21 protein-coding genes are annotated in these 23,864 nt (G+C 65.0%); 11 read left to right on the top strand and 10 right to left on the bottom strand.

Annotated elements, in window-relative coordinates; translation table 11 throughout:
* Window positions 1–108 precede the first annotated feature (108 nt).
* The 5 genes from OIE68_RS10035 to OIE68_RS10015 form a co-directional block, all read right to left on the bottom strand.
* Window positions 109–813: a response regulator transcription factor gene (locus OIE68_RS10035; protein WP_327099101.1), complete on the bottom strand. Its 705-nt coding sequence runs from the start codon at window positions 811–813 to the stop codon at window positions 109–111.
* Entirely contained in the window at window positions 810–2,042 is a 1,233-nt protein-coding gene (locus tag OIE68_RS10030) for a sensor histidine kinase (RefSeq protein WP_327099100.1), read from the bottom strand. The genes OIE68_RS10035 and OIE68_RS10030 overlap by 4 nt, the downstream gene beginning before the upstream one ends.
* A gap of 91 nt (window positions 2,043–2,133) precedes the next feature.
* Window positions 2,134–4,365 carry an MMPL family transporter gene (locus OIE68_RS10025; protein WP_419150760.1) on the bottom strand — a complete coding sequence of 744 codons (2,232 nt, stop codon included), beginning with the start codon at window positions 4,363–4,365 and terminating at the stop codon, window positions 2,134–2,136.
* A 538-nt stretch (window positions 4,366–4,903) separates the two neighbouring features.
* The gene (locus OIE68_RS10020) at window positions 4,904–6,130 is read right to left on the bottom strand and encodes an acyl-CoA dehydrogenase family protein (protein WP_327099098.1); all 1,227 of its coding nucleotides are present in this window, start codon (window positions 6,128–6,130) and stop codon (window positions 4,904–4,906) included.
* A 36-nt stretch (window positions 6,131–6,166) separates the two neighbouring features.
* Window positions 6,167–6,499, bottom strand: a complete 333-nt coding sequence (locus OIE68_RS10015) for an acyl-CoA dehydrogenase family protein (protein ID WP_327101628.1) — start codon at window positions 6,497–6,499, stop codon at window positions 6,167–6,169.
* A gap of 251 nt (window positions 6,500–6,750) precedes the next feature.
* Here OIE68_RS10015 and OIE68_RS10010 point away from each other — a divergent pair, with 251 nt between their 5' ends.
* The 4 genes from OIE68_RS10010 (at window position 6,751) to OIE68_RS09995 (ending at window position 8,851) form a co-directional block, all read left to right on the top strand.
* Window positions 6,751–6,939 carry a ferredoxin gene (locus OIE68_RS10010; RefSeq protein WP_327099097.1) on the top strand — a complete coding sequence of 63 codons (189 nt, stop codon included), beginning with the start codon at window positions 6,751–6,753 and terminating at the stop codon, window positions 6,937–6,939.
* A gap of 46 nt (window positions 6,940–6,985) precedes the next feature.
* Entirely contained in the window at window positions 6,986–7,417 is a 432-nt protein-coding gene (locus OIE68_RS10005) for a nuclear transport factor 2 family protein (RefSeq protein WP_040699592.1), read from the top strand.
* A 170-nt stretch (window positions 7,418–7,587) separates the two neighbouring features.
* Entirely contained in the window at window positions 7,588–8,196 is a 609-nt protein-coding gene (locus OIE68_RS10000; RefSeq protein WP_327099096.1) for a TetR family transcriptional regulator, read from the top strand.
* Between the two features lie 43 nt (window positions 8,197–8,239).
* Window positions 8,240–8,851, top strand: coding sequence for a TetR/AcrR family transcriptional regulator (locus OIE68_RS09995; RefSeq protein WP_327099095.1), 612 nt, complete (start codon window positions 8,240–8,242; stop codon window positions 8,849–8,851).
* On the opposite strand, the gene OIE68_RS09990 is transcribed toward OIE68_RS09995, so the two are convergent.
* Entirely contained in the window at window positions 8,848–9,924 is a 1,077-nt protein-coding gene (locus OIE68_RS09990; protein WP_327099094.1) for an XdhC family protein, read from the bottom strand. The two genes, OIE68_RS09995 and OIE68_RS09990, sit on opposite strands and share 4 nt — an antisense overlap.
* A 352-nt stretch (window positions 9,925–10,276) precedes the next feature.
* Between OIE68_RS09990 and OIE68_RS09985 the strand changes: the two genes are divergently transcribed.
* From OIE68_RS09985 to OIE68_RS09960, 6 genes are all read left to right on the top strand, one after another.
* Entirely contained in the window at window positions 10,277–12,622 is a 2,346-nt protein-coding gene (locus OIE68_RS09985) for a xanthine dehydrogenase family protein molybdopterin-binding subunit (RefSeq protein ID WP_327099093.1), read from the top strand.
* Complete coding sequence (locus OIE68_RS09980) at window positions 12,619–13,494, top strand: xanthine dehydrogenase family protein subunit M (RefSeq protein ID WP_327099092.1); 876 nt, start codon at window positions 12,619–12,621, stop codon at window positions 13,492–13,494. Before OIE68_RS09985 ends, OIE68_RS09980 begins: the two co-directional genes overlap by 4 nt.
* Window positions 13,487–13,978: a (2Fe-2S)-binding protein gene (locus OIE68_RS09975; protein WP_327099091.1), complete on the top strand. Its 492-nt coding sequence runs from the start codon at window positions 13,487–13,489 to the stop codon at window positions 13,976–13,978. Before OIE68_RS09980 ends, OIE68_RS09975 begins: the two co-directional genes overlap by 8 nt.
* Window positions 13,975–14,655 (top strand): SRPBCC family protein, encoded by a 681-nt coding sequence (locus OIE68_RS09970; protein ID WP_327099090.1) that lies wholly within the window; start codon window positions 13,975–13,977, stop codon window positions 14,653–14,655. The genes OIE68_RS09975 and OIE68_RS09970 overlap by 4 nt, the downstream gene beginning before the upstream one ends.
* A 5-nt stretch (window positions 14,656–14,660) precedes the next feature.
* On the top strand, window positions 14,661–15,497 hold the full coding sequence (locus OIE68_RS09965) for a mycofactocin-coupled SDR family oxidoreductase (protein WP_327099089.1): 837 nt from the start codon (window positions 14,661–14,663) through the stop codon (window positions 15,495–15,497).
* 164 nt (window positions 15,498–15,661) lie between these two features.
* Window positions 15,662–16,480 carry an NAD(P)-dependent oxidoreductase gene (locus tag OIE68_RS09960; RefSeq protein ID WP_327099088.1) on the top strand — a complete coding sequence of 273 codons (819 nt, stop codon included), beginning with the start codon at window positions 15,662–15,664 and terminating at the stop codon, window positions 16,478–16,480.
* A 68-nt stretch (window positions 16,481–16,548) separates the two neighbouring features.
* On the opposite strand, the gene OIE68_RS09955 is transcribed toward OIE68_RS09960, so the two are convergent.
* On the bottom strand, window positions 16,549–17,265 hold the full coding sequence (locus tag OIE68_RS09955; RefSeq protein ID WP_327099087.1) for a hypothetical protein: 717 nt from the start codon (window positions 17,263–17,265) through the stop codon (window positions 16,549–16,551).
* A gap of 355 nt (window positions 17,266–17,620) precedes the next feature.
* Window positions 17,621–19,507, bottom strand: coding sequence for a hypothetical protein (locus OIE68_RS09950; RefSeq protein ID WP_327099086.1), 1,887 nt, complete (start codon window positions 19,505–19,507; stop codon window positions 17,621–17,623).
* Between the two features lie 168 nt (window positions 19,508–19,675).
* Here OIE68_RS09950 and OIE68_RS09945 point away from each other — a divergent pair, with 168 nt between their 5' ends.
* Entirely contained in the window at window positions 19,676–20,095 is a 420-nt protein-coding gene (locus tag OIE68_RS09945) for a winged helix DNA-binding protein (protein ID WP_327099085.1), read from the top strand.
* 377 nt (window positions 20,096–20,472) lie between these two features.
* Here OIE68_RS09945 and OIE68_RS09940 read toward each other — a convergent pair whose 3' ends face one another.
* Both OIE68_RS09940 and OIE68_RS09935 read right to left on the bottom strand, forming a co-directional pair.
* On the bottom strand, window positions 20,473–21,126 hold the full coding sequence (locus tag OIE68_RS09940) for a TetR/AcrR family transcriptional regulator (RefSeq protein WP_327099084.1): 654 nt from the start codon (window positions 21,124–21,126) through the stop codon (window positions 20,473–20,475).
* A 9-nt stretch (window positions 21,127–21,135) separates the two neighbouring features.
* On the bottom strand, window positions 21,136–23,799 hold the full coding sequence (locus OIE68_RS09935; RefSeq protein WP_327099083.1) for a family 78 glycoside hydrolase catalytic domain: 2,664 nt from the start codon (window positions 23,797–23,799) through the stop codon (window positions 21,136–21,138).
* Between the last annotated feature and the right edge of the window lie 65 nt (window positions 23,800–23,864).

The raw sequence follows: 23,864 nt of genomic DNA, 5'->3' as shown, positions 1-23,864 counted from the left end.
CAGCGGCGCCGCAGTTATGGTGGGTTTCACGATCGCGGAGTACATCCCCCGTCAAGTGCTTGCCTTGCAGCGACTCTGTCTATTCGTCGATCAGATGCGTGCACTGGGTTACTGGGTCGATCCCAGGTGGCGGGTGCCGTCGTGCTGTGGCGGATCGACGCGTACCAGCCCCGACTGGAAGGCGATTACCACGAGTTGGGCGCGGTTCTGGACGCCCAGTTTCGACATGGCGCGCTGGACGTGGGTGCGGACAGTCAGTGGGCTGACATACATCTTCTCGGCGATCTCCTCATTGGACAGGCCTTGGGCGACCATGGTGACGACTTCGCGTTCACGAGCGGTGAGGACCTCGAGGGATTCGGCTGCGCTGATGTGGCTTTCGGGGCGGGCGAGGTAGCGGGCGATCAGGGTGCGGGTCGCGGTTGGGGAGAGCAGGGCGTCACCCGCGGCGACGGCCCGGATGGATCGCAGGAGTTCTTCGGGACCTACGTCTTTGCCGAGGAATCCGCTGGCTCCGGCGCGAAGGGCTTGGGCCACATACTCGTCGAGTTCGAAGGTGGTGAGGATCAGTACGCGGGTCTCGCGCAGGGCAGGGTCGGCACAGATCTCCTGGGTCGCGGTCAGGCCGTCGACGCCGGGCATGCGGATGTCCATGACCACCACGTCGGGTTTGGCCGCTCGGGCCAGTTCGACTGCCTCACGGCCGTTTCCAGCGATGCCGACTACCTCCATGTCCTCGGCCGAATCGATCAGGAGCTGGAAGGTACCGGCCAGCAGGGCTTGATCGTCGGCCAGCAGTACCTGGATGGTCATGATGTCTTGTCCTCGTGGTCAGGGGCTTCCGGTCGCTCGAGCGGAAGTTCGGTGGTGACTTCGAAGCCGCCGTCCGGCCTGCGCCCGGCGTGCAGGTGGCCGCCGACGGAGACGGCTCGTTCGTTCATGCCGATCAGGCCGTAGCCTTGGCTCGCCGAACCCTGTTCGCCGCGAGCATGTCCGGATACCCTGCCGCCGTCGTCGGCCACACTGATCGTCAGTAGCAACTGGGAGTAGACGAGCCGCACCGTCGCCGCCGCGGTGCCCGCGTGCTTGGTGACATTGGTGAGCGCCTCCTGGATGATCCGGTACGCGGTCAGGTCCGCGCCGGGTGAGAGCGGACGCGGCACTCCGGTGATCGACAGTGACAGGGTGAGGCCGGTTCGCTCGAAAGAGGTGAGCAGTTCGGACAGTTGAGCCAGGCCGGGGGTGGGTTCCAGTGGGGCGTCGGAATCGTCTTCGCGCAGCAGTCCCACGGTGGCTTTGAGTTCCCGCAGTGCCGCGGAGGTGGTTCCGGCCAGTTGGTCGAGCATCTCTTGCGCCTGGTCGGGTTGGCTGCGCAAAAGGTATGCGGCGGTGGAGGCTTGGGCGTGTGCCAAGGCCATGTGGTGGGCGACGATATCGTGCAGTTCACGCGCGATCCGGAGCCGCTCCTCGCCGACTCGCTGGCGAGCCTCCTCCTCGCGGGTGCGTTCGGCCAGTTCCGCCCGCGCATGCAGGGCCGCTAGGTAGTTGCGTCTGTTGCGTCCGGCTTCGGCGAACGCGCCCGCCACCAGGACCCCGGCGATCAGCGAGATGCGCCCGCCGGTCAGCACCGGCGTGAAATTGTGGACGAGGGAGGTGATCAACAACGCGGCGCCCGAGATCAGCGGGGTGATCTTGGCTGTGCGCAGATACGGGGACCACAGCCCGAGCGAGTACGCCGCGACGAAGGCCGCACCCGCACTGAAGATCGAGACCTCGAAACCCAAGGCGCCGATCGCGATACCGCAGGCGGTGGTGACGACCAGCACCGCACACGGAAACCGCCGCCGCCACAGCAGCGTGAACGAGGCCATCGCCGACAATCCGAACACCGCGAGCGACGCCGGACGGACCACAACCGGACCTTCGTGGCCTGTATCGGCCAACCGGCTCGCGTATGTGGCAAGAGCGCACAGCAGAATCGCGATGACCACATCGACGGCGCGGCGGTGCCGACGCGGCCATTGCGACCATTCGGCGGTCATGTGCGTTCCTCCTTGTCGAGAACCCTAATCGGCAGGTCCCGAAGTGACCGGTAGGCCGCCCACTCGGGACGGCCTACCAGTGCGTTTCCATTCAGGCGCGGGCGGATTCGAGTTCCCGGACCGGTTCGACGGCCTCGATACGGTTGAGGCTCTCGCCCTCCACGTCCACGTTCGGCAGGATCTTCGCCAGCCACTGTGGTAGCCACCAGGCCTTGTCGCCGAGCAGTGCGAGCACGGCCGGGACCAGGGTCATCCGGACGATGAAGGCGTCGAAGAAGACCGCCGCCGCCAGGCCGAGGCCCATCATCTTGATCATCGGTTCGCCGCCGCCGATGAACCCGGCGAACACCGCGATCATGATGGCCGCGGCGGCCACCACCACCCGGCCGCTGTGCCGGAATCCGGTGACAATAGCGTCGAGCGCGCTCTCCCCGTGGGCGAAGGCCTCACGCATCCGGGTGACGAGGAAGACCTCGTAGTCCATCGCGAGTCCGAACACCACGCCGATCAGGAAGATCGGCATCATGCTCATCACGGGTCCGGTCTGCTGGACTCCGATGAGATCGGCGAGCCAGCCCCACTGGAACACCGCGACGATCACACCGAAGGCCGCACCCACCGAGAGCAGGAAGCCGAGTGCTGCCTTGATCGGGACCGCGATCGAACGGAACACGACCATCAGCAACAGGATCGCCAGCCCGACCACCACCGCGAGATAGGGCAACAGTGCGTCGGCCAACTTCTGCGAGACGTCGATATTCATCGCGGTCGCGCCGGTGACCAGCATGGTCGCACCGGTGGCTGCTTCGAGCTCGCCTGCCTCACCACGCAGTGCGTGCACGAGATCTTTGGTCTCGGTGGACGACGGACCAGTAGCGGGCACCACGGTGAGTATGGCAGCGTCACCTGCTTGGTTGAACATCGCGGGCGCTACCGAGACGACGCCCTCGGTCGCCGCCAGAGTCCTGCTCGCCTGCTCCACCGCGGCCTTCGGGTCACTGACGCCCTTGACATCCACGGCCACGGTGAGCGGCCCGTTGAAGCCGGGCCCGAACCCCTCGGCCAGCGCGTCGTAGGCGCGGCGCTGAGTTGTCGAGGTCGACTGCGATTCGTCGCCGGGCATACCCAGTTCGAGGCTCCGCACCGGCAAGGCCAGTACACCCAAACCGACGAGGCCGATCAGCAGTACTGCCACCGGGCGGCGCACGACGAATGTGGCCCAGCGAGTACCCATATTGGGTTTCGTCGCTTGAATCGGGTTGGGCACCAGTGCATTTCCGTCAACCGATGGCTGCGCATCATTGCCCTGTGCCTTGCGGAACGCTCGCGGCATAACCGCCCGCTGGAAGAATCCGAGTAGCGCGGGCAGCAGCGTCAGCGCGATCGTCACGGCGACGGCGACGGTGCCCGCAGCGGCCAGACCCATCTTGGTGAGGACGGGGATACCGACGACGGCCAGTCCGGCCAGCGCGATGACCACAGTGAGTCCCGCGAAAACCACTGCGGATCCCGCCGTGCCGACGGCCCGGCCCGCCGCTTCCTCGGCGCTGTACCCCTCGGCGCGTTCGGTCCGGTACCGGGACACGATGAACAGCGCGTAATCGATACCGACCGCGAGCCCGAGCATCATCGCGAGAGTCGTTGTCGTGGTCGACATGCCGATCGCCACGATCGCGGCGATACCGACGCCGATCCCGACCAGCGCGGTCAGCAATGGCAGACCGGCGGCCGCGAACGCACCGAAGGTGACCATCAGTACCACGGCCGCGATGGCGATGCCGATGGCCTCGGTGGCGCCACCCATTTCCGGCTTGGCCTGCAGCGCGGACCCGCCGATCTCCACGGTGACCCCGGCGGCCTTTCCGGTATCGACCGCGTCGGTGAGCGCGGTCTTGCTGGCGTCGGTGAGGCTGTCGCTGGTCACGCCGTAGCTCACGGTCGCGTAGGCGGTGGTGCCGTTCTTACTGACCGCACCGGTCTGGAACGGGTCGAGTACGCCCTTCACCTGCGCACCGCGCGCGACGTCCGCGACGATCTGCTCGACCGCCGCCTTGTTCTGTTCGGAACTGATTTGCTGGCCGTCGGGTGCTACGAACACGATTCGTGCTTGTGCGCCATCGGATTTGGTGCCGGGGAAGCGTTCGCCGAGCAAGTCGAACGCCTGCTGGGATTCAGTGCCCGGGATCGAGAACGTATCTGTCGGGGCCGTCGGCGCATTGGCTGCCCCGGCCACCAACGCCGCCATAACTCCCAGCCAGAGCAGCACAACCAGTCGCCGCTTCTCGAACGCGAACCGACCGAGCCGGTACAGGAATTTCGCCATGTCGCCATGGTCGTTCGACGGCTCTGTAATCGGCATCGTGCGAGTGGAGGCTGTTGCGCGTACTGCGGATGCAGTACGCGCAACCGCCACATACTGCATCCGCAGGCTGGGACCGGCGAAACCGGCGACGATATTGCATGAAAACGGCCGGTCAGCGCGAAAATCACAGCCGACCGGCCGTTTCCCTGTCGGGCCACCAACCTCGGATACGGCGAGATAGAATCCTTCACCGAAAGCGTGCCCCAAAACCTGCTCGACATCATCGCCCAGGCAGGTTCCACGTGACTTTCAAGATGATCAAACGCCAAATGTTCGGACGAGCAAAACCTGGTCTTGTCCGCAACGAATCCTGCTGAGCGACTGAATTATCCATGCAACGCAACGTGCTCGACCGCCGTCGCTGGCCCACCCGCAAAGATCTGCGCTTGGCGATCGTCGGCTGCATCGGACGCACCTACCACCGACGCGCTGTCGTCAACGCGGGCCCACCGAAAGACACTCGGCAAGCCAAGCTGCGAAGAGGTTGATCGCGTAAATCTCAGTGGCCACGGGGGACCTGATTGAACGGGATGTCTCGGTCGGCGGCGTATTCGCGGGGCATGCCCAGTACGCGTTCACTGATGATGTTGCGGGCCATTTCGGTGCTGCCGCCGCCCAGGCTCGCGGCGTTGCGAAACAGATAATGTAAGCCTGTCTGCCCGTTGCCGGGAGCGTCCGGCTCGCCGATCACCCCCGCAGAGCCTGCGATCCGCAACGCGGAATCTGTTTGCAGCCAAGTGGTTTCGGCGCTGAACAGGCGGACGATCGAGCCCGCGGCCGGGGGCAGCGTGCCCGCAGCGACCGCAGTGGAGATGTGTGCGATCAGTTGATTGCGGACGAGGCTCATCGTTCGCGCCGCGCCGATGTCCTCCCGCACGCGGACGTCGTCGAGGCATCCGGTGGTGCGGGCCAGGTCGATGAGTGCGTTGGCTTCGCCCCCGAGGTGGGGCTGTTCACCACTGATGTAGGGGGAGGTGCCGCCCACCGCCGCACGTTCGTGCTGTAGCAGTCGGGAAGTGGCTGCCCAGCCTGCGCCGACTTCGCCGATTACCGCGTCGGCGGGCAGTCGGACATCGTCGAAGAATTCTTCGCAGAACTCGGTCGATCCGGTGACCTGCTTGATCCGCCGGATCGTCAGACCAGGAGCTGTGGTGGGCACAAGGAACAGCGTGAGCCCGTTGTGCTTGGGTACCTCCCAATTCGTGCGTGCCAGGCACAGTCCGTAGTCGGCGGCGTAGGCACCCGAGCTCCAGATCTTGGTGCCGTTGAGAATCCACTCTTCACCGTCGCGGTCGGCCCGTGTGGTCAAACCAGCAAGATCGGATCCGCCCCGAGGTTCGGACAGGAACTGCACGAGGAGTTCTTCTCCGCGCAGCACCGCCGGAATGTGGGTGCGTTTCTGCACCTCCGTGCCCAGCTCCAGCAGGGTCGCCGCGCAGATGGCCAGGGTCGGAACATTCAGCGCCAGCGGCATCTCGTAGCCCAGCGACTCCTCGGTGAACGCCTGCTGATGGGCGCGTGTGAGACCCTGCCCGCCAAACTCTTTCGGGAAGCAAATGCCTGCGAAGTCGCCGTCGAAGAGAATTCGCTGCAGGGTGCGGTGACGGGCCCACACCGCTTCGTCGAAGAGGCCGAGCGAGGAGTCCGTGGTGCGCGGCAGGTACTCCTTCAACCAGCGGCGGGCGCGGTCTCGGAAGCTGTCGACGGATTCGAGTTCGGTGGTCATGCGGCGCTCCCAGTCAGTAGGTCGGTGGTGTTCTCGTCACGCCCGTCGCGTCTGCCGGCATGAGCAGCTGCACCGGGCCATCCTCGGTGCGGGCGGCCCGGGTGCGCAGGCGCGGCCGAATTCCTCGGCGACCAGCGCCAATTCTGTTAGCGGTCGACCCGAAACCGAGCCGCCACCGAGGGTTTCGGGGACCAGCATGTCCGGCCGGCCCAGCTCCGCCCGGCGACGCCACCGCTCACGGTCGGATCCGGTTGCGGTGTCGCTGGTTTCGCGAGGCACATCGCTCGGCATGGTGCGGCGGAGGAAATCACGGGTGGGGTCGAGTGGAACGGCGCCCGCTCGTAGGCCGGATCGACGGTCACAGTGGATGGTCTTTCTGAGGAGGACTCGGAGCGACGACAGCTATCCCGGTTGACGTTCTTCTCATGCGAGAATATCGTATTCTACTACCGAGAGTAGCATTCTCTCAGATTTCGGAAGTGGCCGTCCTGTGTGGACGGCGAAGCCCGCAGACATTGAGAGCCGCAGCGCATATGGGAGCGACGACGCGGCGTGCCGACCTTCGCCCTGGCACGGCCGAGTTGAGTTGAGTTGTTCGATCTAGTGAAGGGAAGTGCCAGATGAAGGTCTTCGTCGACTCGGATCGTTGCCGTGGTCACGGCGTCTGCGTCGGTCTTTGCCCGCAGGTGTTCGTCCTCAACGACGACGGCTATGCCCAGGTCCAGATGTCCGACATACCGGACGAGTTCAGCGAGGCGGTCGAATCCGCTGTACAGGCCTGCCCTGAACATGCGATCGAAGCGAGCTGAGTCGAGGTCGCGACATCCCTATCCCCATTACTGATGAGGCACACAGATGACCACCGCGACAGACCTGCTCGCCGACCGGATTGCGGTCGTCGACACAGTGACCGCCTATTCCACCGCCCTCGACAATCGCGACTGGCCGCTGTTCGAGAGCCTGTTCACGCCAGACGCCGTCTGGGATTATTCGGCGGCCGACCAGCGGTGCACCGGCCCCGCCGAGATCCTCGCACGGGTTCGGCCGGGGATCGAAAGGCTCGATGCGACACAACATTTCGTCACCAACCACGTCGTGACGATCGCCGGAGACGAGGCCGCCCACAGCTGCTACTACCTGGCCCAGCACATGCGCGGCGGTGAACGTTTCCTCGCGGCCGGTCGCTACCGGGATCTGCTGCGTCGCACGGAGTCCGGCTGGCGGATCGCGTCGCGGCTGTTGTCGAACACCTGGACCGACGGCAATCCCAGCGTCGTGTTGCAGTGAGTTCCCTGAGTGGACCCATCGGGTAGGCAGGGCCGGAATGTGATCGCGGCGGGCGTACCCGCCGCACGCCAGCTCGACGTGGCCGCCGCCGAATGGTGCGAACGCGCCTGCCAGCAATCGAGCCTGCGTGGGCCGACGCTATGAACGAACTGTTTCGTTACGATGGTTGTGTGGCATATGACTCTGCGGCGACCAAGGAAAGGATTCTCGCTGCGGCGACGACAGAGTTCGCCGAATATGGCATCGCCGGCGCGCGAGTGGATCGCATCGCGGCCAATTCCAAGGCCAACAAGCGTGCGATCTACGACTACTTCGGCGACAAGAAGGCATTGTTCGCGGTAGTCCTGGAACGGTCGATGGTGGAACTGGCTCGAGCGGTACCGCTCGATGAGTCTGACCTGGGCAACTACGCTGCCCGGTTGTTCGACTACCACCAGGCGCACCCGCGTGCACTGCGTTTGGTGATGTGGGAGGCGCTCGAAATAGGGGATGGTCTCGTTCCCGACGAACCGGCGCGCACCGAACACTATGCGGACAAGGTCCGGGCCGCCCAGGTTGCGATGGGTTCAGAGGAACGTGATCCCCGGACGCTGGTCTTTCTGATTCTCGCCATGGTCGACTGGAGTCTGGCTCTGCCACAGTTGCGGCGCATGCTGTTCGGGCCTGACTACCCGGCGGATCGCCTGCGCCCAGCCATCGCCGAGGCGGCCCGCGTCCTCACCGATCATTTTGCCGCCGGGGATGACCGATCAGGTGCGAGCGGCGCGCTGACCGCGTGATCCACCCGCTGCTGTCCGACTGCCCAGTGATAGCCTCGCGGTCATGTCCACCCGCAGGCGAGGCGCGAAGGACTCGGCGACGCGGCGCACTCTTCTGGACGCTACTGCCCGGGTCATGACCGAGGAGGGTTACGCGGCCGCGACGACCCGTCGGGTGGCCGCCGAGGCGGGTGTCAAGCCGGCGTTGGTGCACTACTACTTCCCGACCATGGAGGATTTGTTCCTCGCGGTCTTCAGTGGAGGAACCGAGGCCAACTTCGAACGCCAAATGCAAGCGCTGACCTCGGACCGGCCGCTGCATGCCCTGTGGGAGCTGTCCCGGGATCCGCGCGGCAACGCGCTGATGCAGGAGTTCATCGCGCTGGCCAACCATCGCAAGGCGATTCGTACCGAGCTGATGGCTTATGCTCGGCGGTACCGGGAAATTCAGGTCACCGCTTTCACATTCATCCTGCGGGAGCGGCGGATCGCCCCCGAGCAGATCACCCCAGTGACGCTGTCGATGCTGCTCTCGGGCCTGCCGCGACTGATGGCGACGGAAGCCAACTTCGGTTTCAGCATGGGCCATGACGAGATGTTCGCTCTGGTCGAACACTACCTTGACATCTTGGAGCCACCGGCAGTCGCCGCGGATCAGATTGACGCTTCCGATTAGGCCGACGACGGCTGCGCATCCGACACGGCGTGAATAGGCCGGTTCGTCGCGGACAACGGCCGGGTCGACCCACCGCGCCGCACGGCGACGATCTCTGCGGCGATCGCCACCGCGATCTCCTCGGGAGTCCGTCCGCCCAGTTCCAAGCCGATCGGTGAGTGCAGACGACGCAGCTCGGACTCGGTGAGACCTGCTGCCCGCAAACGTGACCGACGATCTGCATCGGCGCGACGTGAGCCCATCGCACCGACGTATCCGATCGGTAGCCGCAATGCCAGCTGTAGGACCGGAATATCGAACTTCGGATCGTGTGTCAGCACGCACACCGCTGTGCGCGAATCAACCGGGGTGCGGCCTAGATACCGATGCGGCCAGTCCACGACCACCTCGTCGGCGTCGGGGAACCGCGCCTGCGTAGTGAACACCGATCGCGCATCGCAAATGGTGACCCGGTAACCAAGCAATCGCCCGACTCGGCACAGTGCGGCGCTGAAATCGGTTGCCCCGCAAACGATCAGGCGTGGTTGCGAGCCAAAGGACTCGATGAATACCGCGCGTTGGGCATCCTCGCATCCGATTACCCGGACGCCGGATGAGTCGGCGTCGAGCATGCCCAAAGCCTGCTGCACCACCGTCGGTTCGAACTTCGTGCCGGCAGTTTCTCGTAGTCCGACGGCGCTGATCTCGCCCGTTCTCAGATCGCGAACCAGAGATATCGGATGCTCGGCTCGCACGACAGCTTCGATGGCCGGATACTCCTGGGCGGTGACTCGATGGACGAGGACCGCGACCTCGCCACCACAGGTGAGCCCGACCGCGAAGGCGTCGGAATCGCTGTAGCCGAACGTCTCCCACGCCGGCGTACCCGACCGCAGTACCTGACGGCAGAGGTCGTAGACGGCCGCTTCCACGCAGCCGCCCGAGATGCTGCCGATGACGGCGCCGGCGTCGTTCACGGCTATAGTCGCGCCGGGCAGCCGTGGCGCGCTTCCGGTTACGTCGACAACCGTGGCTACGGCATACGAGGCGCGCTGCGCATGCCATCGCAGCAGCTGTGCCGACAATTCGCGCATGATCATCCTCTCGAGCCGTACCAGGGCGAGAATATCATTCTCATATCCGACATACACCTCTATTGACAGGCCTTCGAGTCCGATGCTAGACAGTTGGACAGCACGATATCGATCTCGGGAGCCGCGCCGACAGGACCGTCGCGGATGACGGATCCGGGTCGCTCGATTCGATCGAGCAGCGCAACGCCGTCCATCTGGAGGCGGGGCTAGAGCTGAGGAAAAGCGGTATGCGCCGATGTCGCGCGATGCCATCCGGTGTACATGGAGGCCACATGCACGAACCGAAGTACCGGGGTAGGCGAGCACCTAGGCGTTGGTCGATCGCACGGCATACCGAGGAAAAGGGGGAGCGGTGAGTACCGCACAAACGAGGGCCGATACCTATGCCGGTACACGCGTCCGCCGGATCGAGGATTTGAGGCTGCTCACGGGCGCCGGATCATTCGTCGATGATGTGTCGCGGCCGGGGATGCTGCATGCCTGCTTTGTGCGCAGTCCGCTGCCCCGCGCCCGGATCACCGGAATCGATACCACGGAAGCTGTTGCGCTCGACGGGGTTTACGCTGTCTTTCTGGCCGCGGACCTCAATCTCGGCGTGCACGATCAGTCGTACCGGATCGATGGGCCGCACCTGCCTGCGTCGAATTGGCCGCCGCTGGCCGAGGACGAGGTCCGGTTCGTCGGGGATCCGGTCGCACTGGTTGTCGCCGCCGACCGATATCTAGCCGAAGACGCGGCGGAGTTGGTCGTGGTCGACTACGAGCCACTGCCTGCCGTGGTCGATTACACGACGGCGGAAGGTTCGCAGGCCCTCGTGCACGCCCGTTTTCCGCGGAACATCGCGGGACAGCTGGCCGGTCGGCCGGCCGAAGAGGTGGCGCCGCTGTTCGATGCCGCACCGAATGTGGTGCGGCAAACCATCTTTCAGCAGGCCTATACACCAGTGCCGATGGAGACCCGCGGCGTGGTCGCGGAGTGGTCGGCATCGGCCGGTGAGATGACGATCTGGACCTCGACCCAGGCGCCGCACGAGGTGCGCGGCTTCTGCGCCCGGCTGCTCGGTGTCGACGAGCATCGGGTGCGAGTCATAGTGCGCGACACCGGAGGTGGCTTCGGGCAGAAGGTGGTGGTCCAGCGCGAGGACATCTGTGTCATGCTGGCGGCGACGAAGGTACCGGTCGCGCTGAAGTGGATCGAGGACCGGCAGGAACACCTGATCTCAGCGGGGCTGGCACGCCAGGACCATGGCGAGGCCCGCGTGGCCTTCGACCGGGACGGCACGATTCTGGCCGCCTCTCTCGACTACGTGCAGAACGTCGGGGCGTATCCGGTGCCGTCGCCGATGACGGCCGCAGCAGTTGTCGGGATGCTGTTCCCCGGGCCGTATCGGGTGCCCGCGGCGACATTCACAATGAAGATGCTGTACTCCAATACTGTCGGGCGAGTGGCGTATCGCGGACCGTGGCAGTTCGAATCGATGGCGCGGGAGGTGTTGCTCGACACCGCTGCACGGCGACTGGGCATCGACCCGGCCGAGTTGCGCCGCCGAAACATGTTGCGCCGCGAGGACTTGCCGCTACTCAACCCGAGCGGCATGCGGTACAGCGATGTCACGCCGCTGGAGACGTTCGAGCAGGCGCTCGGGATGCTCGATTATCCGGCCTTCCGCCGTGAGCAGGAACTGGCTCGCGCGCAGGGCCGCTTCCTCGGCGTCGGCACCTGTACATATCTGGAGCCGACCGCAGCGTCGACCCCGTACCACGGCACCGAAGGCGCGACGATCCGCATCGAGCCCTCGGGCAAGGTCAACGTATATCTCGCCGGTGGATCCTCGGGAAACAGCCTGGAGACCACCGCGATTCAGCTGACCGCCGACGCGCTCGGTGTGGACATCGCCGATGTCCACACCATCCAGGGCGATACGGCTGTGACACCGTTCGGCGCCGGCACCGGCGGCAGCCGTTCCGGTTCGATGGTGGCAGGGGCGATCGCCGAGACAGCATCGGTACTGCGGGAACGAATTCTGGCCATCGCAGCCCATCGCTTGGGTGTGGCGGTCGACGAGGTGGAGTTCACGCACGGGCGGGCCACGGGGCGCGGGGCGCCCGATGCCGAATTGTCGTTGCCCGAGATCTCCGCAATTGCCTACTTTCAGCCGGAGGCGCTGCCGCCGGGCGTTCCTGCGGGATTGGAATGTAGCGGGCGCTATCGCGCACAGAGCCCGATGATCTGGGCCAACGCGACCCACCTGTGCACATGCGAGGTCGACATCGAGACCGGCGAGGTCACACTGTTGCGCTACATCGTCAGCGAAGACTGCGGCCCCATGATCAACCCCAGCGTGGTGGAGGGCCAGATCTACGGCGGCACGGTGCAGGGCATCGGTGGCGCGCTCTACGAGAATCTCGCCTACGACGAGAGTGGAAACCCTGTCGCCACCACTTTCATGGATTACTTGATTCCGACGGCCACGGAGGTGCCCGTCATCGAGCTCGGTCACATCGAAACACCGGGACCGGGGCCCGGCGGCTACAAGGGGGTCGGGGAGGGCGGCGCGATCGGTTCCTCGCCGGCCGTGGTCAACGCAGTCGCCGATGCGCTGGCCCCGTTCGGCGTGGAAATCTCCCGGCTGCCGCTGACTCCCGCTGCGATCCTCGCGCTGATCGACGCGGCCGATGCCCGGGCGGTGACAGCGTGAAGCCGGCAGCATTCGAGTACCACGCCCCGGCCACTGCGCAGGAGGCGGTCGAACTCTTGGCCGAACTCGGCGACGGAGCCAAGGCGATCGCCGGTGGGCAGAGCCTGATGCCGATGCTCATCCTTCGCCTCGCGGTCTTCGACCACCTCGTCGACTTGCGCCGCCTGGAGGGATTGCGCGGCATCGACAGTCGCGATGACTCAGTGTGGATCGGTGCCGGGACAACGCATTCCGCAGTCGGCAAGTCCCCGGAAGTCCGCGGATCCGTCCCACTATTGTCGCGCGCTACCCCGCTGATCGGCCATTTCCAGATCCGCAACCGTGGCACCATCGGTGGATCAATCGCCCATGCCGATGCGGCGGCCGAATATCCGGCGGTGGCGCTGACACTCGATGCGGAGCTCGAAGTGCTGTCACCGCGCGGACGGCGGACAATCGCCGTAGCCGAATTCTTCACTGGGATGTGGAGCACCGAGCTCGCCGAAGACGAACTGCTGACCGGCATCGTGTTTCCGGTGCGGCAGGGGCGGTGCGGCTTTGCGATCGAGGAATTCGCCCGTCGCAGCGGCGATTTCGCTATCGCGGGCGCCACGGTCGCGGTGCGCCTGGATGCGGATTCGCGCATCGACCGGTGCGCCATCGGATTGTTCGGACTCGGACCGACGGCGGTACGAGCGAGTACAGCCGAAGTCGAGCTGATCGGTCGTGCCACAAGCGAGGTGGACCCCAGGGATGTAGGACATACCGCAGTGTCGGGGCTGACTTCGGTGCCATCCGATCTGCATGGATCAGCTGACTATCGCCGCCGCGTCGGTGCGGCCATGGTGGCGCGGGCGTGGCGACGTGCGGTGCAGGAGGCTAGTGATGACTGATGTCGAAATTCAAGTGCGGGTCAATGGGATTGCGCGGCGTAAGGTCGTGCCACCCCGGCGTACCCTCGCCGATTTCCTGCGGATCGACTGCGGGCTGACCGGCACCCATCTCGGCTGCGAGCATGGGGTTTGCGGGGCCTGCACGGTACTGCTGGATGGGGACGCGGTGCGGGCCTGCCTGGTTTTCGCTGTACAGGCCGACGGCGCCGAGATCACAACCGTGGAGGGGATGGCCGCGGCCGACGGTGAGCTGTCGCCCGTACAAGCCGCGTTACGGGAGCACCATGGCCTGCAATGTGGTTTCTGCACACCGGGTTTCGTCGTCACCGCGACCGCATTTCTGCGCGACAATCCGCATCCCACGGACCAGGAGATTCGCGCGGCCATATCCGGAAACCTGTGCCGCTGCACGGGATACCAGGGGATCGTCAAGGCCGTCCGGGCGGCGGCGGAAAAGAGCAGCATTGTGAAGGACCCCGCATGAAGCTCGAGAACACCTTCAGTATTCCCGTCCCGGTGTCGGACGCGTGGAACGTGCTGCTCGACATCGAGCGGATCGCGCCCTGTGTGCCCGGGGCCACGCTCACGGGGAAGGACGACGGCGGCTACACCGGCAAGATCAAAGTCAAACTCGGTCCCGTCGGTTTGACCTATACCGGCGTTATCAAATTCCGGTCGACCGACGAGACAACCAAGGTCGCCGTGCTCGAGGGCGGCGGACGAGAAGCTCGTGGCAATGGCACCGCGCACGCTGTCATCACCTGTCGACTCGCGGAATCCGATGGTGCTACCGACGTTGTCGTGGAGACCAACCTTGCTATCACCGGCAAGCCCGCGCAGTTCGGTCGCGGCACCCTGGCCGAGGTGGCCGGCACGCTCATCGGCCGGTTCGCCGCGAACCTGGCCGAGGAGATCACCGCCACCAAGGACCGGGATTCGCCGGAAGTCGTTGCACTGAAGTCGAATTCGGAAGACGACGGCAATGCGTTCGGCACCAGGGTGACGGCGTCGGCTACCGCGCCGCGCGTAGCGGCCGAACCCATCGACCTGCTCGAAGCAGCCGGCATGGGCCGCTTGAAGCGTTTCGGTCCGCCGGCGGTGGCATTGCTGCTGGTGCTGAACATTGTGCTGTTGCTTCGGCGACGCCACCGTGAAAGGTGAGACAGATGGCTGGAAGAGTTGAGGGCAAGGTCGCCTTCATTACCGGTGCCGCTCGTGGGCAGGGTCGTGCCCACGCCGTGCGCCTCGCCCAAGAGGGCGCCGACATCATCTGCGTCGATGTCTGCAAGCAGCTCGATGGCGTCATCATTCCGATGTCGACGCCGGCGGATCTGGCCGAGACGGTCGACCAGGTGCAGGCGCTCGGCCGACGAATCATCGCCGCCGAGGTGGATGTGCGCGACTACGACGCGATGAAAGCGGTTGTCGACGAGGGCGTCGCGCGGTTCGGACGGCTCGATATCGTGGTGGCGAACGCCGGCCTGGGCAGCGAAGGCAAGCGGCTCGACCGCATGAGCGAGAAGGTCTGGCGCGACATGATCGACGTCAACCTGACCGGGGTCTGGCTCACTGCAAAGGCAGGCATCCCGCATCTCGTCGCGGGGGGTCGCGGCGGTTCCATCGTGATCACCAGCTCCAGCGGTGGTCTGCGCGCGCACCCGAACATCGGACATTACATTGCCGCCAAGCATGGCGTCATCGGCGTGATGCGAACGCTGGCAATAGAGCTGGGTGACAAGAGTATTCGCGTCAATGCGATCTGCCCGACCCAGGTCAGCACACCGCTGCTGCTCAATGACGAGACTTTCCGGATGTTTCGGCCCGACCTGGAGAACCCGACCAAGGAGGACTTCGCTCCGGCATCGCAGACCATGCACGTGCTGCCCACACCCTGGGTCGATGCCGAAGACATCGCCAACGCGGCACTGTTCCTGGTCTCCGACGAGGCCAGGTTCATTACCGGTGTCGCCCTGCCGGTCGACGCCGGCATGCTGCTGAAGTAAGCCGAAGACCAACGGAATTCGCGCTGCTGGTCGAGACGATCGTCCGCAACCCGTTCGTCAACGGCCGGGGTATCCGGCTCGACGGTGCGTTGCCACCCCGCTGGCGCGTGGATCTACCGGAGGCCATCGACGTGAGTATCTCGAATTCACCTGAAGGACTGACTATGCGCATAGGCTTTATCGGACTGGGCAGCCAGGGCGGACCCATGGCACGCCGCATCATCGAGGCGGGCTACCAGACCACACTGTGGGCGCGCAGACCAGAGACGTTGGCGGCGTTCGCGGACACCGGCGCGACGGTGGCGGCTTCTCCCGCCGCGCTCGCCGCGGCCAGCGATCTGGTGTGCGTGTGTGTGGTCGGCGACGCTGATGTCGTCGAGGTGGTCGACGGCGCGGATGGGGTCCTGGCCGGACTGGCGAGTGGCGGCGTACTCGCGGTACACAGCACAGTGCATCCCGACACTTGTCGCGAGTTGGCGAAAAAGGCTGCAGCCCAGGGAGTTTCGGTGGTAGATGCACCCGTGAGTGGCGGCGGACAGGCCGCCGCCGAGCGCAGATTGCTGGTAATGGCCGGCGGCGAGACCGAGGTGGTCGAGCGGTGCCGGCCGGTGTTCGACACCTACGCTGGGCATGTCGTCCATCTTGGTGAACTGGGCGCCGGACAGGTCGCCAAGCTGCTCAACAACCTGTTGTTCACGGCGAACCTCGCGACCGCCGCCACGACGTTCGACCTCGGACGCGAACTCGGTGTCGACACCATGCGACTCGGTGAGGTCATCGCCCATGGCAGCGGAAACAGCGTTGCGCTGAGCACAATCGCGCCGCTGGGGGGAAGCCTTCAGCAACTGGCAATCTATGCCGCCGACCTGTTGCGCAAGGACGTCGGCCTGGTAACCGATCTCGCCGTGCGAGCCGATGCGCCGAAGGGCCCGGTGCTCACGGCGGCCGAGACCACGCTTGCCCTGATGGGCGAGTTCCGCTGAGCGATATCGGATTCGCCACCGCATGGTGCGTCCTTCTCGGCACCCGGCGGCTGGTTCCAGCAGTCCGGCTACCGTACGGCCGGAACGAGATCTCCGAAACCGCCACCTCCCGGATAGAGGGCGCAGCCGCGAAATCGCTCGGTCGGCTCGGCCGTATCTACCGCGGCGACGATGGCCGAGAGGGCACGCAGCTTGAACGCCCGCGCGGCCACGCTGAGCCGGTGCTGTACCGAGTCGACCCGACGGTCGATCTCGGTGGGACACTCATCACCCCAGAGGATCACTTGATCGATCAGCATGTGATCGAAGACATCGAGCATCCCGTCCCGCACCCGGGCATCCGCGGCATATAGCCCGGCATCGATGGCGATGGTCTGCGGCAGTGGGCTTCGCACCCGTGAGCTCAATGCCTCGTCGAGGCCGACCACCTGCACACCGAGAATGTCGAGCGGGCGGGTATCCGTGTGATCTGCGATCATCGCCGTGACATCCCATCCGGCCATGACCCGATCGAAGAGCCAGCCGCCGGCGTATCGGACGACCTCGGCAATTCCCGGCGCGACCACTACCAGCTGATATCGCTGACGATGGTTGCGGGCCTCTGCTGCCGCACGGGCGAGCGGGTGCACTCGCCTGACTTTGTGGGAGGTGAGATCAACGGGTCGAGCAGCCATCGGTGTTTCCATCTCGTCGAGCAAAGCGGTGATCGTCACGGCCCTGTGCCGCGCCGACTCGAGAGCGGCGTCATCCCGCACCGTTTCGTCGACGGTCTTCGGAGACGACATTGCTCCGTAGCCGATCGGGTAGTGCGATGTCCGCTTACACGTATTCGGTTGGCAGCAGGGCAATACTGAATTCGGCGGGCATTCGAATTCGTGGCCTCCGTTCGAATTCATCGAACAGGCTACCGAAGAGCGTGCCATTGGATATCGGGACTCTACGTTCGATCGCTACAACGACACCGTAAGGATATTTGCCGACGGCGGCAAGGCCTCAGCGAAGCTTTTGTCACGGAGTCTCATAGCGCAGATCGTGTGACGCTTTTCGAATTGCACAACTAATCGACGATTGCGAATCGCAATCGTCGGCTCTAATTCGCCCGGGTCGATATCGCCTTCGGGCGATGCGGTCGGACTTCGGCTAGGCCCCGTTGGCCGGCTGCGTGTAGGTCGTCCCATCGATGGTGGTTGTCATGGTGCCCGTGGCTTGGAAGTTGTTTTCCAGCACTGCCGGTGACAGGGTGAATCCACCAGGCTCACTGGTGACCTTGGTTCCCTGATGTTTGCCGGTCACCTTCAGATTTTCGTGCCAGGTGATCGCGGAGATCTGGGCGTCGGACGCGCGTTCCACGCTCTCGGTGCCGTTGATCGTGGCGTCGGGGTCGTTCTGGAAATCGGTGTAGGTGACTTCGATCTTCGAGATCAGTGCCTTCGACGAGTCCTCGGTGATCACCACGTTCGCCCGGCCGCCCTTCGCACCCTCGAGCGCGTAGGTCCCGCCCGGCAGGTGTGGGAATGCGGGCAGTGTGTCGCCGGGGTGGTACGGCAGACCCCACGCCACCTCCGGCATCGGCGCCACGGTCAGCGGTGGGGTCGGCCGGAGGCCATCGAAACGGGCGATCATCACCCGGCTGTGGCGGCCGCCCGGCTCGTCGGACCTCGGGCAGGGCAGCGGGTTGCTGCCACCGCAAGCCGGTGTTGTCACAAGGTTCTCCGCCCATATCGCTGCGGTACTGTCGGCCAGCCAGGCGGGGTCCGCGGCGGCGTTCCAATTCGGTTCGCCCGGGGTGTCGATCTGCTCGCCGCGTCCGGAGTCGGCGTCGACCAGATACGGCAAAAAGAACCGGCGTTGCCCGTTATTGCGTATGCCGGAGATGTGTGCGGTGGTCGGCATCTGGTCGGTGATCGGCGGAATACCCCGCAGACCGGAGATGAAGTCCAGCCTGCCGGAACCGATCACCTGCTCCGACAGCAGGTATCTCCCGTCGGGCGAGGCGGAGTTCGGGTCGGTGTACATCGCGTGCCGGGTGAGTGGCCGCGACTTTCCGGTGGCGTTGTCGGTTGCCCACAGGTCGATGCCGCCGGACTCGTAGCTCTGGATGCCGAGAGCGGACGTGCCGTCGGCGCTCCAGCCGCGGAACTCGCCGATCATCCCGGCCATGTTGAACTTCAGCTGGTTGCCGTCGACCGTGTACGGCTGGAACTCGGGATCCGGGTTGTACATGGTCCGCACGTTGTCGATGTCGTAGCGGCTGTTCGCCTGATCGAATCTCAGTGTGCCCGCGAAGGCATACTCTGCGAGGACTTCCTTCGACGGCGGTATGTAGCTGAATCCGATGTGCTTGTCGTCCGGATTCAGGCGTGGTTCTCGCAGCGTGCCGGGTTTACCGGAGCCATCGTCCCAGTACAGCGGATAGGCGTGCAGTTGCGCCGGTGTGCATTCCTCGTCGGCGAACCGGTACTGGCCGCAGTCGATGATGGCCGAGCCTGCCAGGGCCCGTTTACCGTCATGGAAACTGTTGAGCGCATACGTGAAATTGTTGTTGTCGCTCCAACTCGCCGGGTACGACACACCGCAGGTCAGGCACTTCCAGCCATCGCCGTTGGGGAACGTGTTGCGGTCGGTGTGTACCAGCAGCACCTGCGGGCCGTTGAAACTGCTGGCGGGCCCCGACGCCGGTGCGCCGGCGAGGACCGCGCCCACCAGCGCGTAATCACTCGAGGGGTAGTACGTACCCGCCGCGCCCAGCGCGCCCCAGGCAGGGCTGACGCAGCCGGTGTTGTGCGGGTTGACCGCCTCTGTGCACGAGCCCGCGTCGGTGGACGGTGCCGTAGGCGGTACCGGTAACTCGCTGACGTCGGCCTTGATGCGCAGTTGATCGGATGGGTCCGCGGTCACCACGCTTGCCGGTGGTTCCGCCCACGCCGGCTGCCAGGACAGACTTGCCGACACCGACAGCACCACGACGGCGATGCGCCACCAGTGCCGGATCCGCCCAGCCGAACGAACGTGAGTCACATCGCCCATGTGCACCTACCTACAGTAATGCTCGCTACCTACTTTGGTAACGCTGTTATCGGAACACCGTAATGCGGATGCCCGAGGTGTGGATGCGATTCCGAAATAGTATCGGCACCGATACATTCATGATAATGTATCGGCACCAATGGATACATGATGTCGTATGCTTGTCCAATGGACGGGAGACGGCTGCACCGGCTGGGTAGATATCTGATCGAGCTCGCGCGCCAGGCCGGTCTCGAATCCGCTGACGAACTTCCCCCGGAGGGGGAGATTGCCGTACTCGCCGATGTGATCGACAATCCGGGCAGTTCGGTCGGCGAGATTACCGAGCGGGTCGCCTTCTCTCAGGGCCATGTATCCGACTGTGTCGCGCGGCTGGTCGACGATGCGCTCTTGGCCACCGACATCGACCCGGCCGACCGGCGGCGCACCCTCGTCTATCCAACCGATGTCCTGTTCAAGGCCATCGCACGACGAACCGCGCCGCGCATAGACGATGCCTTGGTTGCCGCACTGGGCGATCCGGTCGCGGCTCGCCGGGCGAAGGAACTGCTTGCCGAGCTCGCTGACGTGCTGCTGCCGGATCGATGATCGCACCCTCGTCGCGCACGGACGTCGGAGGTCTGTCGGTGGAGCTACGCGCGAAGGGACCTAATTCGCCAGCTGCGCTTCGTTGACAGCTGGCGGGCTGACTTTCCTCGTCTCCGGTGATGAGTACCGGAGCACCGACAGCCGAGAGTTTCGCGACAAATTCGCGGTGTTGTCAGCGCAACACGGACGAGTGGCCGTGCCGTTCGGCGTCGGCGAAACCGCGCGGATGCGGTCACCGCCGGCAAGAGGTGGATCAATACCGGACCCGATCCAGCTGGCGCCTATGAGATTTGAGCCCACGATGTCGACCGCGCCGATCCTCTCGACGGCCCTCGCATCCCGCGCAGCTACCTGAGCGGCGCGCAGCACGTTCGGTGCTATCGGCCTGCTTCGCGTCTCAGGTAGGTCCGCCACGCTTCGAGCTCGAGGTCGAATAGGCGTTGCGCGGCTTCGTCGCGGCCATTGGTGTACTCGTCCATGATCTGGAGGCGTTGCAGAATGCCTATCGTGGCGTTGCCGAGCGCGATGGCAGTAGTCCGGGCATCAATATCCGCCTGGATCGATCCGTCGCGCCGACCTTCGTGCAGAAGATCCATCGGCAGTAGCAGTTCGCCGGTATACAACTTGCTGAATTCGGCACGTTGCTCGGGGGTGAGTCCATGGCGGCGGAAAGCGAAGTCGAAGTAGCTGAGAAAGCGAATGAGTTCTGGATGCTCCTTACTGGCGTCGAAGAGTGATCGGCAGCCCGCGATCAGGCGGTCCAAGCCGTTGATGTGGTCGGACTGCCCACGCTCGGCGTGTGCGCGAAGCCGACCGACGACGACACTATGGGTGTGCACCATGGCGGCGCCCAGAGTCGGGAAATGCTTATAGAAGGTGCGCCTGCTCATGCCTGCCCGGTCCGCGATCTCGGCGATCGTGACCGGAGCGTCCGTCTCCGCGACCAGCGCAATGGTGGCCTCAGCGACCTCGGCCCGCTGCTGGTCACGAAAAATATCCCAATACTTGCGCGGGTCGGCGGGGGTCTGCATCGCGCCAGGCTACTCATTCATAGGCGTCACCGTCCCGGTCGCCGACTGCATCCACGTCGAGACGCCCGGGGTGAGCTCGCGGTCCGCGAGCCTCGCCCGGATGCCGGCGGGCACGTGGACCGTGATGATCCAGCCCTCGCCCTGGCGCCGCCACGCGCTGCCGAGGCGTCCGAACGGAGTCATGGTGGATGCGGCGACGTGATCGAGGCGTGCGTCGAGCACGGGGCGGATGTGTACGTCGGTCCAGCCAGGGGCAATGCGTCGCAGTCCGGCGAGGTGCTCGTACATCCAGCGCGCGACGGCGCCGAGTGCGTAGTGGTTCTGCGAGCCGTTGGCCTTCCCGTTGTGCCTGCCCTGCCAGGTTTCGAGCATGGTCGTCGCCCCGGTCTTGAGCTGGCCGAGCCAGGATGGATGCTCCTCCTGAAGGAGCAGATCCACCGCGATCTCGTCGTGGCCCGAGTCTGACAGGCAGGTCAGGAGCAAGCCGGTCGACAGGAAGCCGGTAGCGAGTCTGCTGCCGTTGGCCCGGATCAGTTCGGCGAGGCGGCGGGCCGCGTGGTCTCGGGCATCGGTCGGCAGAAGGTCGAACATCAGCGGGCGGACGAGTTTGGCCTGGGAGATAACGCATGGTAGTCCCGCGCTGTCGAGGAATTCGGCACGGTAGGCGTCGCGGACATTGAGCCAGAGTTCTTCTAGCGCTTTGGCATGGGTGTCCTTGCCGAGGATGCGAGCGATCTGTGCGAGCAGGTGCGCGGAGTAGGCGAAGTAGGCGGTTGCCACTTCGGCGTCGGGGTGGCTCGAGTTTTTCAAAAAGGTTTCCACCGAGGGGCCTTCGCCGCCAGGTTCAGTCCCCGGCTCGAGCCATTCGCCCCAGTGGAAACCGGTGTCGATGATGAATATCTCGTGAGCGAGGGCGCTGCCCGCGCGGTCGGGGTGACGATTGTTCGCCGCGCGGCGGCGGCAGAATTCGACCCAGGCGACCATGGCGTCCCAGTTCTCGTCGAGGACGGCGGTGCGCCCGTAGTGCTGGTAAAGCGTCCAGGGGATCAGAATGATCGCATCCCCCCAGCCGGCCGCACCCTTGCCTGGATACAAGCTTTCGGCCTCGGGCCTGATGAGTGTGTCACGGGGGATGCGATCGAGGACGGCGCCATCGGGGTCCTGTTGGAGGGCGACGTCGCGCAGCCAGTCTTCCAAGAACAGCCGTACGTCGGCGAGCAGGACCGCGGCGGGGGCGAAAACCTGCGCGTCGCCGGTCCATCCCGAGCGCTCGCGGGTGGGGTCGTCGGTCGGGGCGTCGGTGAAGTTTCCGCGCATGCTCCACCGGATGTTCTCGTGCAGGCGCTCCAACCCGGCGTGGGAACTGTGGAATTCGCTGTAGTAGTCGAGGTCGGCGCCGATGACGAGCGCCGTGATGTGGTGGATCTGGTCGACCGTCACGCCGTCGAGTTCGGCGTACCGGAAGCCGTGCAGGGTGAAGCGGGGCTCGAACACTTCCTCGGGAGCGCCGCCGAGAGTGTAGTGGTCGATCGGGTCGATGCGTGGGAGCATGCCGCCGCTCATGTCGAGGTAGTCGATGTCCAGATGCCCGTCCGGATTCAGGACTTCACTATGCGTGACGGTGATCTCCTGGCCGCGGTCGCCGGATACGACGAGCCGAGTGACGCCGACGAGGTTCTGCCCGAAATCTACGACGATGCGGCCGTCGAGCTCTGTGATGCTGAGCGGCGGTCGTTCCTCCAGCAAACGCACCGGTTCGCTGACGGCGGCCACGACGCTGACCTGCGGGGTGAGGACGATCAGCTGACGGCCGGATTCGGATGTGGGATGCGCGGCTTCTCCCATGGTCACACGGGCATCGATGCGCGTCCCCTCCTGCGGATCGGCCGTCACCAGGGGCCCGTCACTGCCGCGCCAGTCTGCATCGGTGCCCACCGTCACGATCGTGCCGTTGGCGCATTCGATTTCCAGCAGCGCCATTGAGGCCAGTTGATTACCGTAGACGGCGCGGGTTCCCTCGGCGCTGTTGCGGCCGCGGTAGCGTCCTTCAGCCAGGCGTAATTCGACAGAGTTCTCGCCGACGGTGACCGCGTCGGTGATGTCGTAGGCGCGGTACTCGACGCGACGGTCGAACGCCGCAAACCGGGGAGCGATGCTGTTCCCGGTCACGTCCGCGTCGTTGACAGAAAGTCCGTACCAGCCCAGCGCGGTCGCGTAGGCGCGAGCTCGTATGACCGAGCCGGGCACGGAGAAGCGTTTACGCAGATATTGGACCCGCGTCGGTTGATTCGGCGGTTCTGTGACCTCGAGGCCGATCCATCGTGCCAGTCGCGGAAGGTCGTTTCCGATGCCGGTCTCGAAGAAGGCAGGCTCGCTCCACACCTTTTCATCGCGACCGCTGAGCTGTATGCCAACACGCCAGAAATATCGGGTGCGGGGCTCCAGCGGTGGACCGTCATAGAGCACGGCCGGGATTGCTGGCGGTGTCCAATTCCTTATCCAGACCGGCTCACGCGGCTCTGCAGCGCGGGTGAGTGCGATTGTCCCCGACTCGATTCGAGTGTCGGGATCCGCGCCCGCGGTCCGCCAGGAGAACTCGGGCGGCGTGTCCACGGCCAGCGGAAATGCGAGCCCCGAGGTTCGCAGGTGCTCGACGGTCGGAGAAAGTGGCATGAAAGAAATCCTTTGTTCATCGTGCGCGCGGAAGCGCCTACGGCCGAGCCGAGTAAAGGGTATAC

It is taken from the genome of Nocardia vinacea (assembly GCF_035920345.1).
Lineage (GTDB): Bacteria > Actinomycetota > Actinomycetes > Mycobacteriales > Mycobacteriaceae > Nocardia > Nocardia vinacea_A.
Note: the sequence above shows the minus strand (reverse complement) of the source record. Positions and strands in the feature narration are given on the sequence as shown.

What these genes read in the sequence shown, in the direction of transcription:
- OIE68_RS09970 (WP_327099090.1), top strand. Translation starts at nt 13,975, where the DNA reads ATGAAGCTCGAGAACACCTTCAGTATTCCCGTCCCGGTGTCGGACGCG.
- OIE68_RS09950 (WP_327099086.1), bottom strand. Translation starts at nt 19,507, where the DNA reads ATGGGCGATGTGACTCACGTTCGTTCGGCTGGGCGGATCCGGCACTGG.
- OIE68_RS10025 (WP_419150760.1), bottom strand. Translation starts at nt 4,365, where the DNA reads ATGGCGAAATTCCTGTACCGGCTCGGTCGGTTCGCGTTCGAGAAGCGG.
- OIE68_RS09995 (WP_327099095.1), top strand. Translation starts at nt 8,240, where the DNA reads ATGTCCACCCGCAGGCGAGGCGCGAAGGACTCGGCGACGCGGCGCACT.
- OIE68_RS10035 (WP_327099101.1), bottom strand. Translation starts at nt 813, where the DNA reads ATGACCATCCAGGTACTGCTGGCCGACGATCAAGCCCTGCTGGCCGGT.
- OIE68_RS09990 (WP_327099094.1), bottom strand. Translation starts at nt 9,924, where the DNA reads ATGCGCGAATTGTCGGCACAGCTGCTGCGATGGCATGCGCAGCGCGCC.
- OIE68_RS10030 (WP_327099100.1), bottom strand. Translation starts at nt 2,042, where the DNA reads ATGACCGCCGAATGGTCGCAATGGCCGCGTCGGCACCGCCGCGCCGTC.
- OIE68_RS09965 (WP_327099089.1), top strand. Translation starts at nt 14,661, where the DNA reads ATGGCTGGAAGAGTTGAGGGCAAGGTCGCCTTCATTACCGGTGCCGCT.
- OIE68_RS10020 (WP_327099098.1), bottom strand. Translation starts at nt 6,130, where the DNA reads ATGACCACCGAACTCGAATCCGTCGACAGCTTCCGAGACCGCGCCCGC.
- OIE68_RS09975 (WP_327099091.1), top strand. Translation starts at nt 13,487, where the DNA reads ATGACTGATGTCGAAATTCAAGTGCGGGTCAATGGGATTGCGCGGCGT.
- OIE68_RS10010 (WP_327099097.1), top strand. Translation starts at nt 6,751, where the DNA reads ATGAAGGTCTTCGTCGACTCGGATCGTTGCCGTGGTCACGGCGTCTGC.
- OIE68_RS09960 (WP_327099088.1), top strand. Translation starts at nt 15,662, where the DNA reads ATGCGCATAGGCTTTATCGGACTGGGCAGCCAGGGCGGACCCATGGCA.
- OIE68_RS09945 (WP_327099085.1), top strand. Translation starts at nt 19,676, where the DNA reads ATGGACGGGAGACGGCTGCACCGGCTGGGTAGATATCTGATCGAGCTC.
- OIE68_RS09940 (WP_327099084.1), bottom strand. Translation starts at nt 21,126, where the DNA reads ATGCAGACCCCCGCCGACCCGCGCAAGTATTGGGATATTTTTCGTGAC.
- OIE68_RS09955 (WP_327099087.1), bottom strand. Translation starts at nt 17,265, where the DNA reads ATGTCGTCTCCGAAGACCGTCGACGAAACGGTGCGGGATGACGCCGCT.
- OIE68_RS09935 (WP_327099083.1), bottom strand. Translation starts at nt 23,799, where the DNA reads ATGCCACTTTCTCCGACCGTCGAGCACCTGCGAACCTCGGGGCTCGCA.
- OIE68_RS10005 (WP_040699592.1), top strand. Translation starts at nt 6,986, where the DNA reads ATGACCACCGCGACAGACCTGCTCGCCGACCGGATTGCGGTCGTCGAC.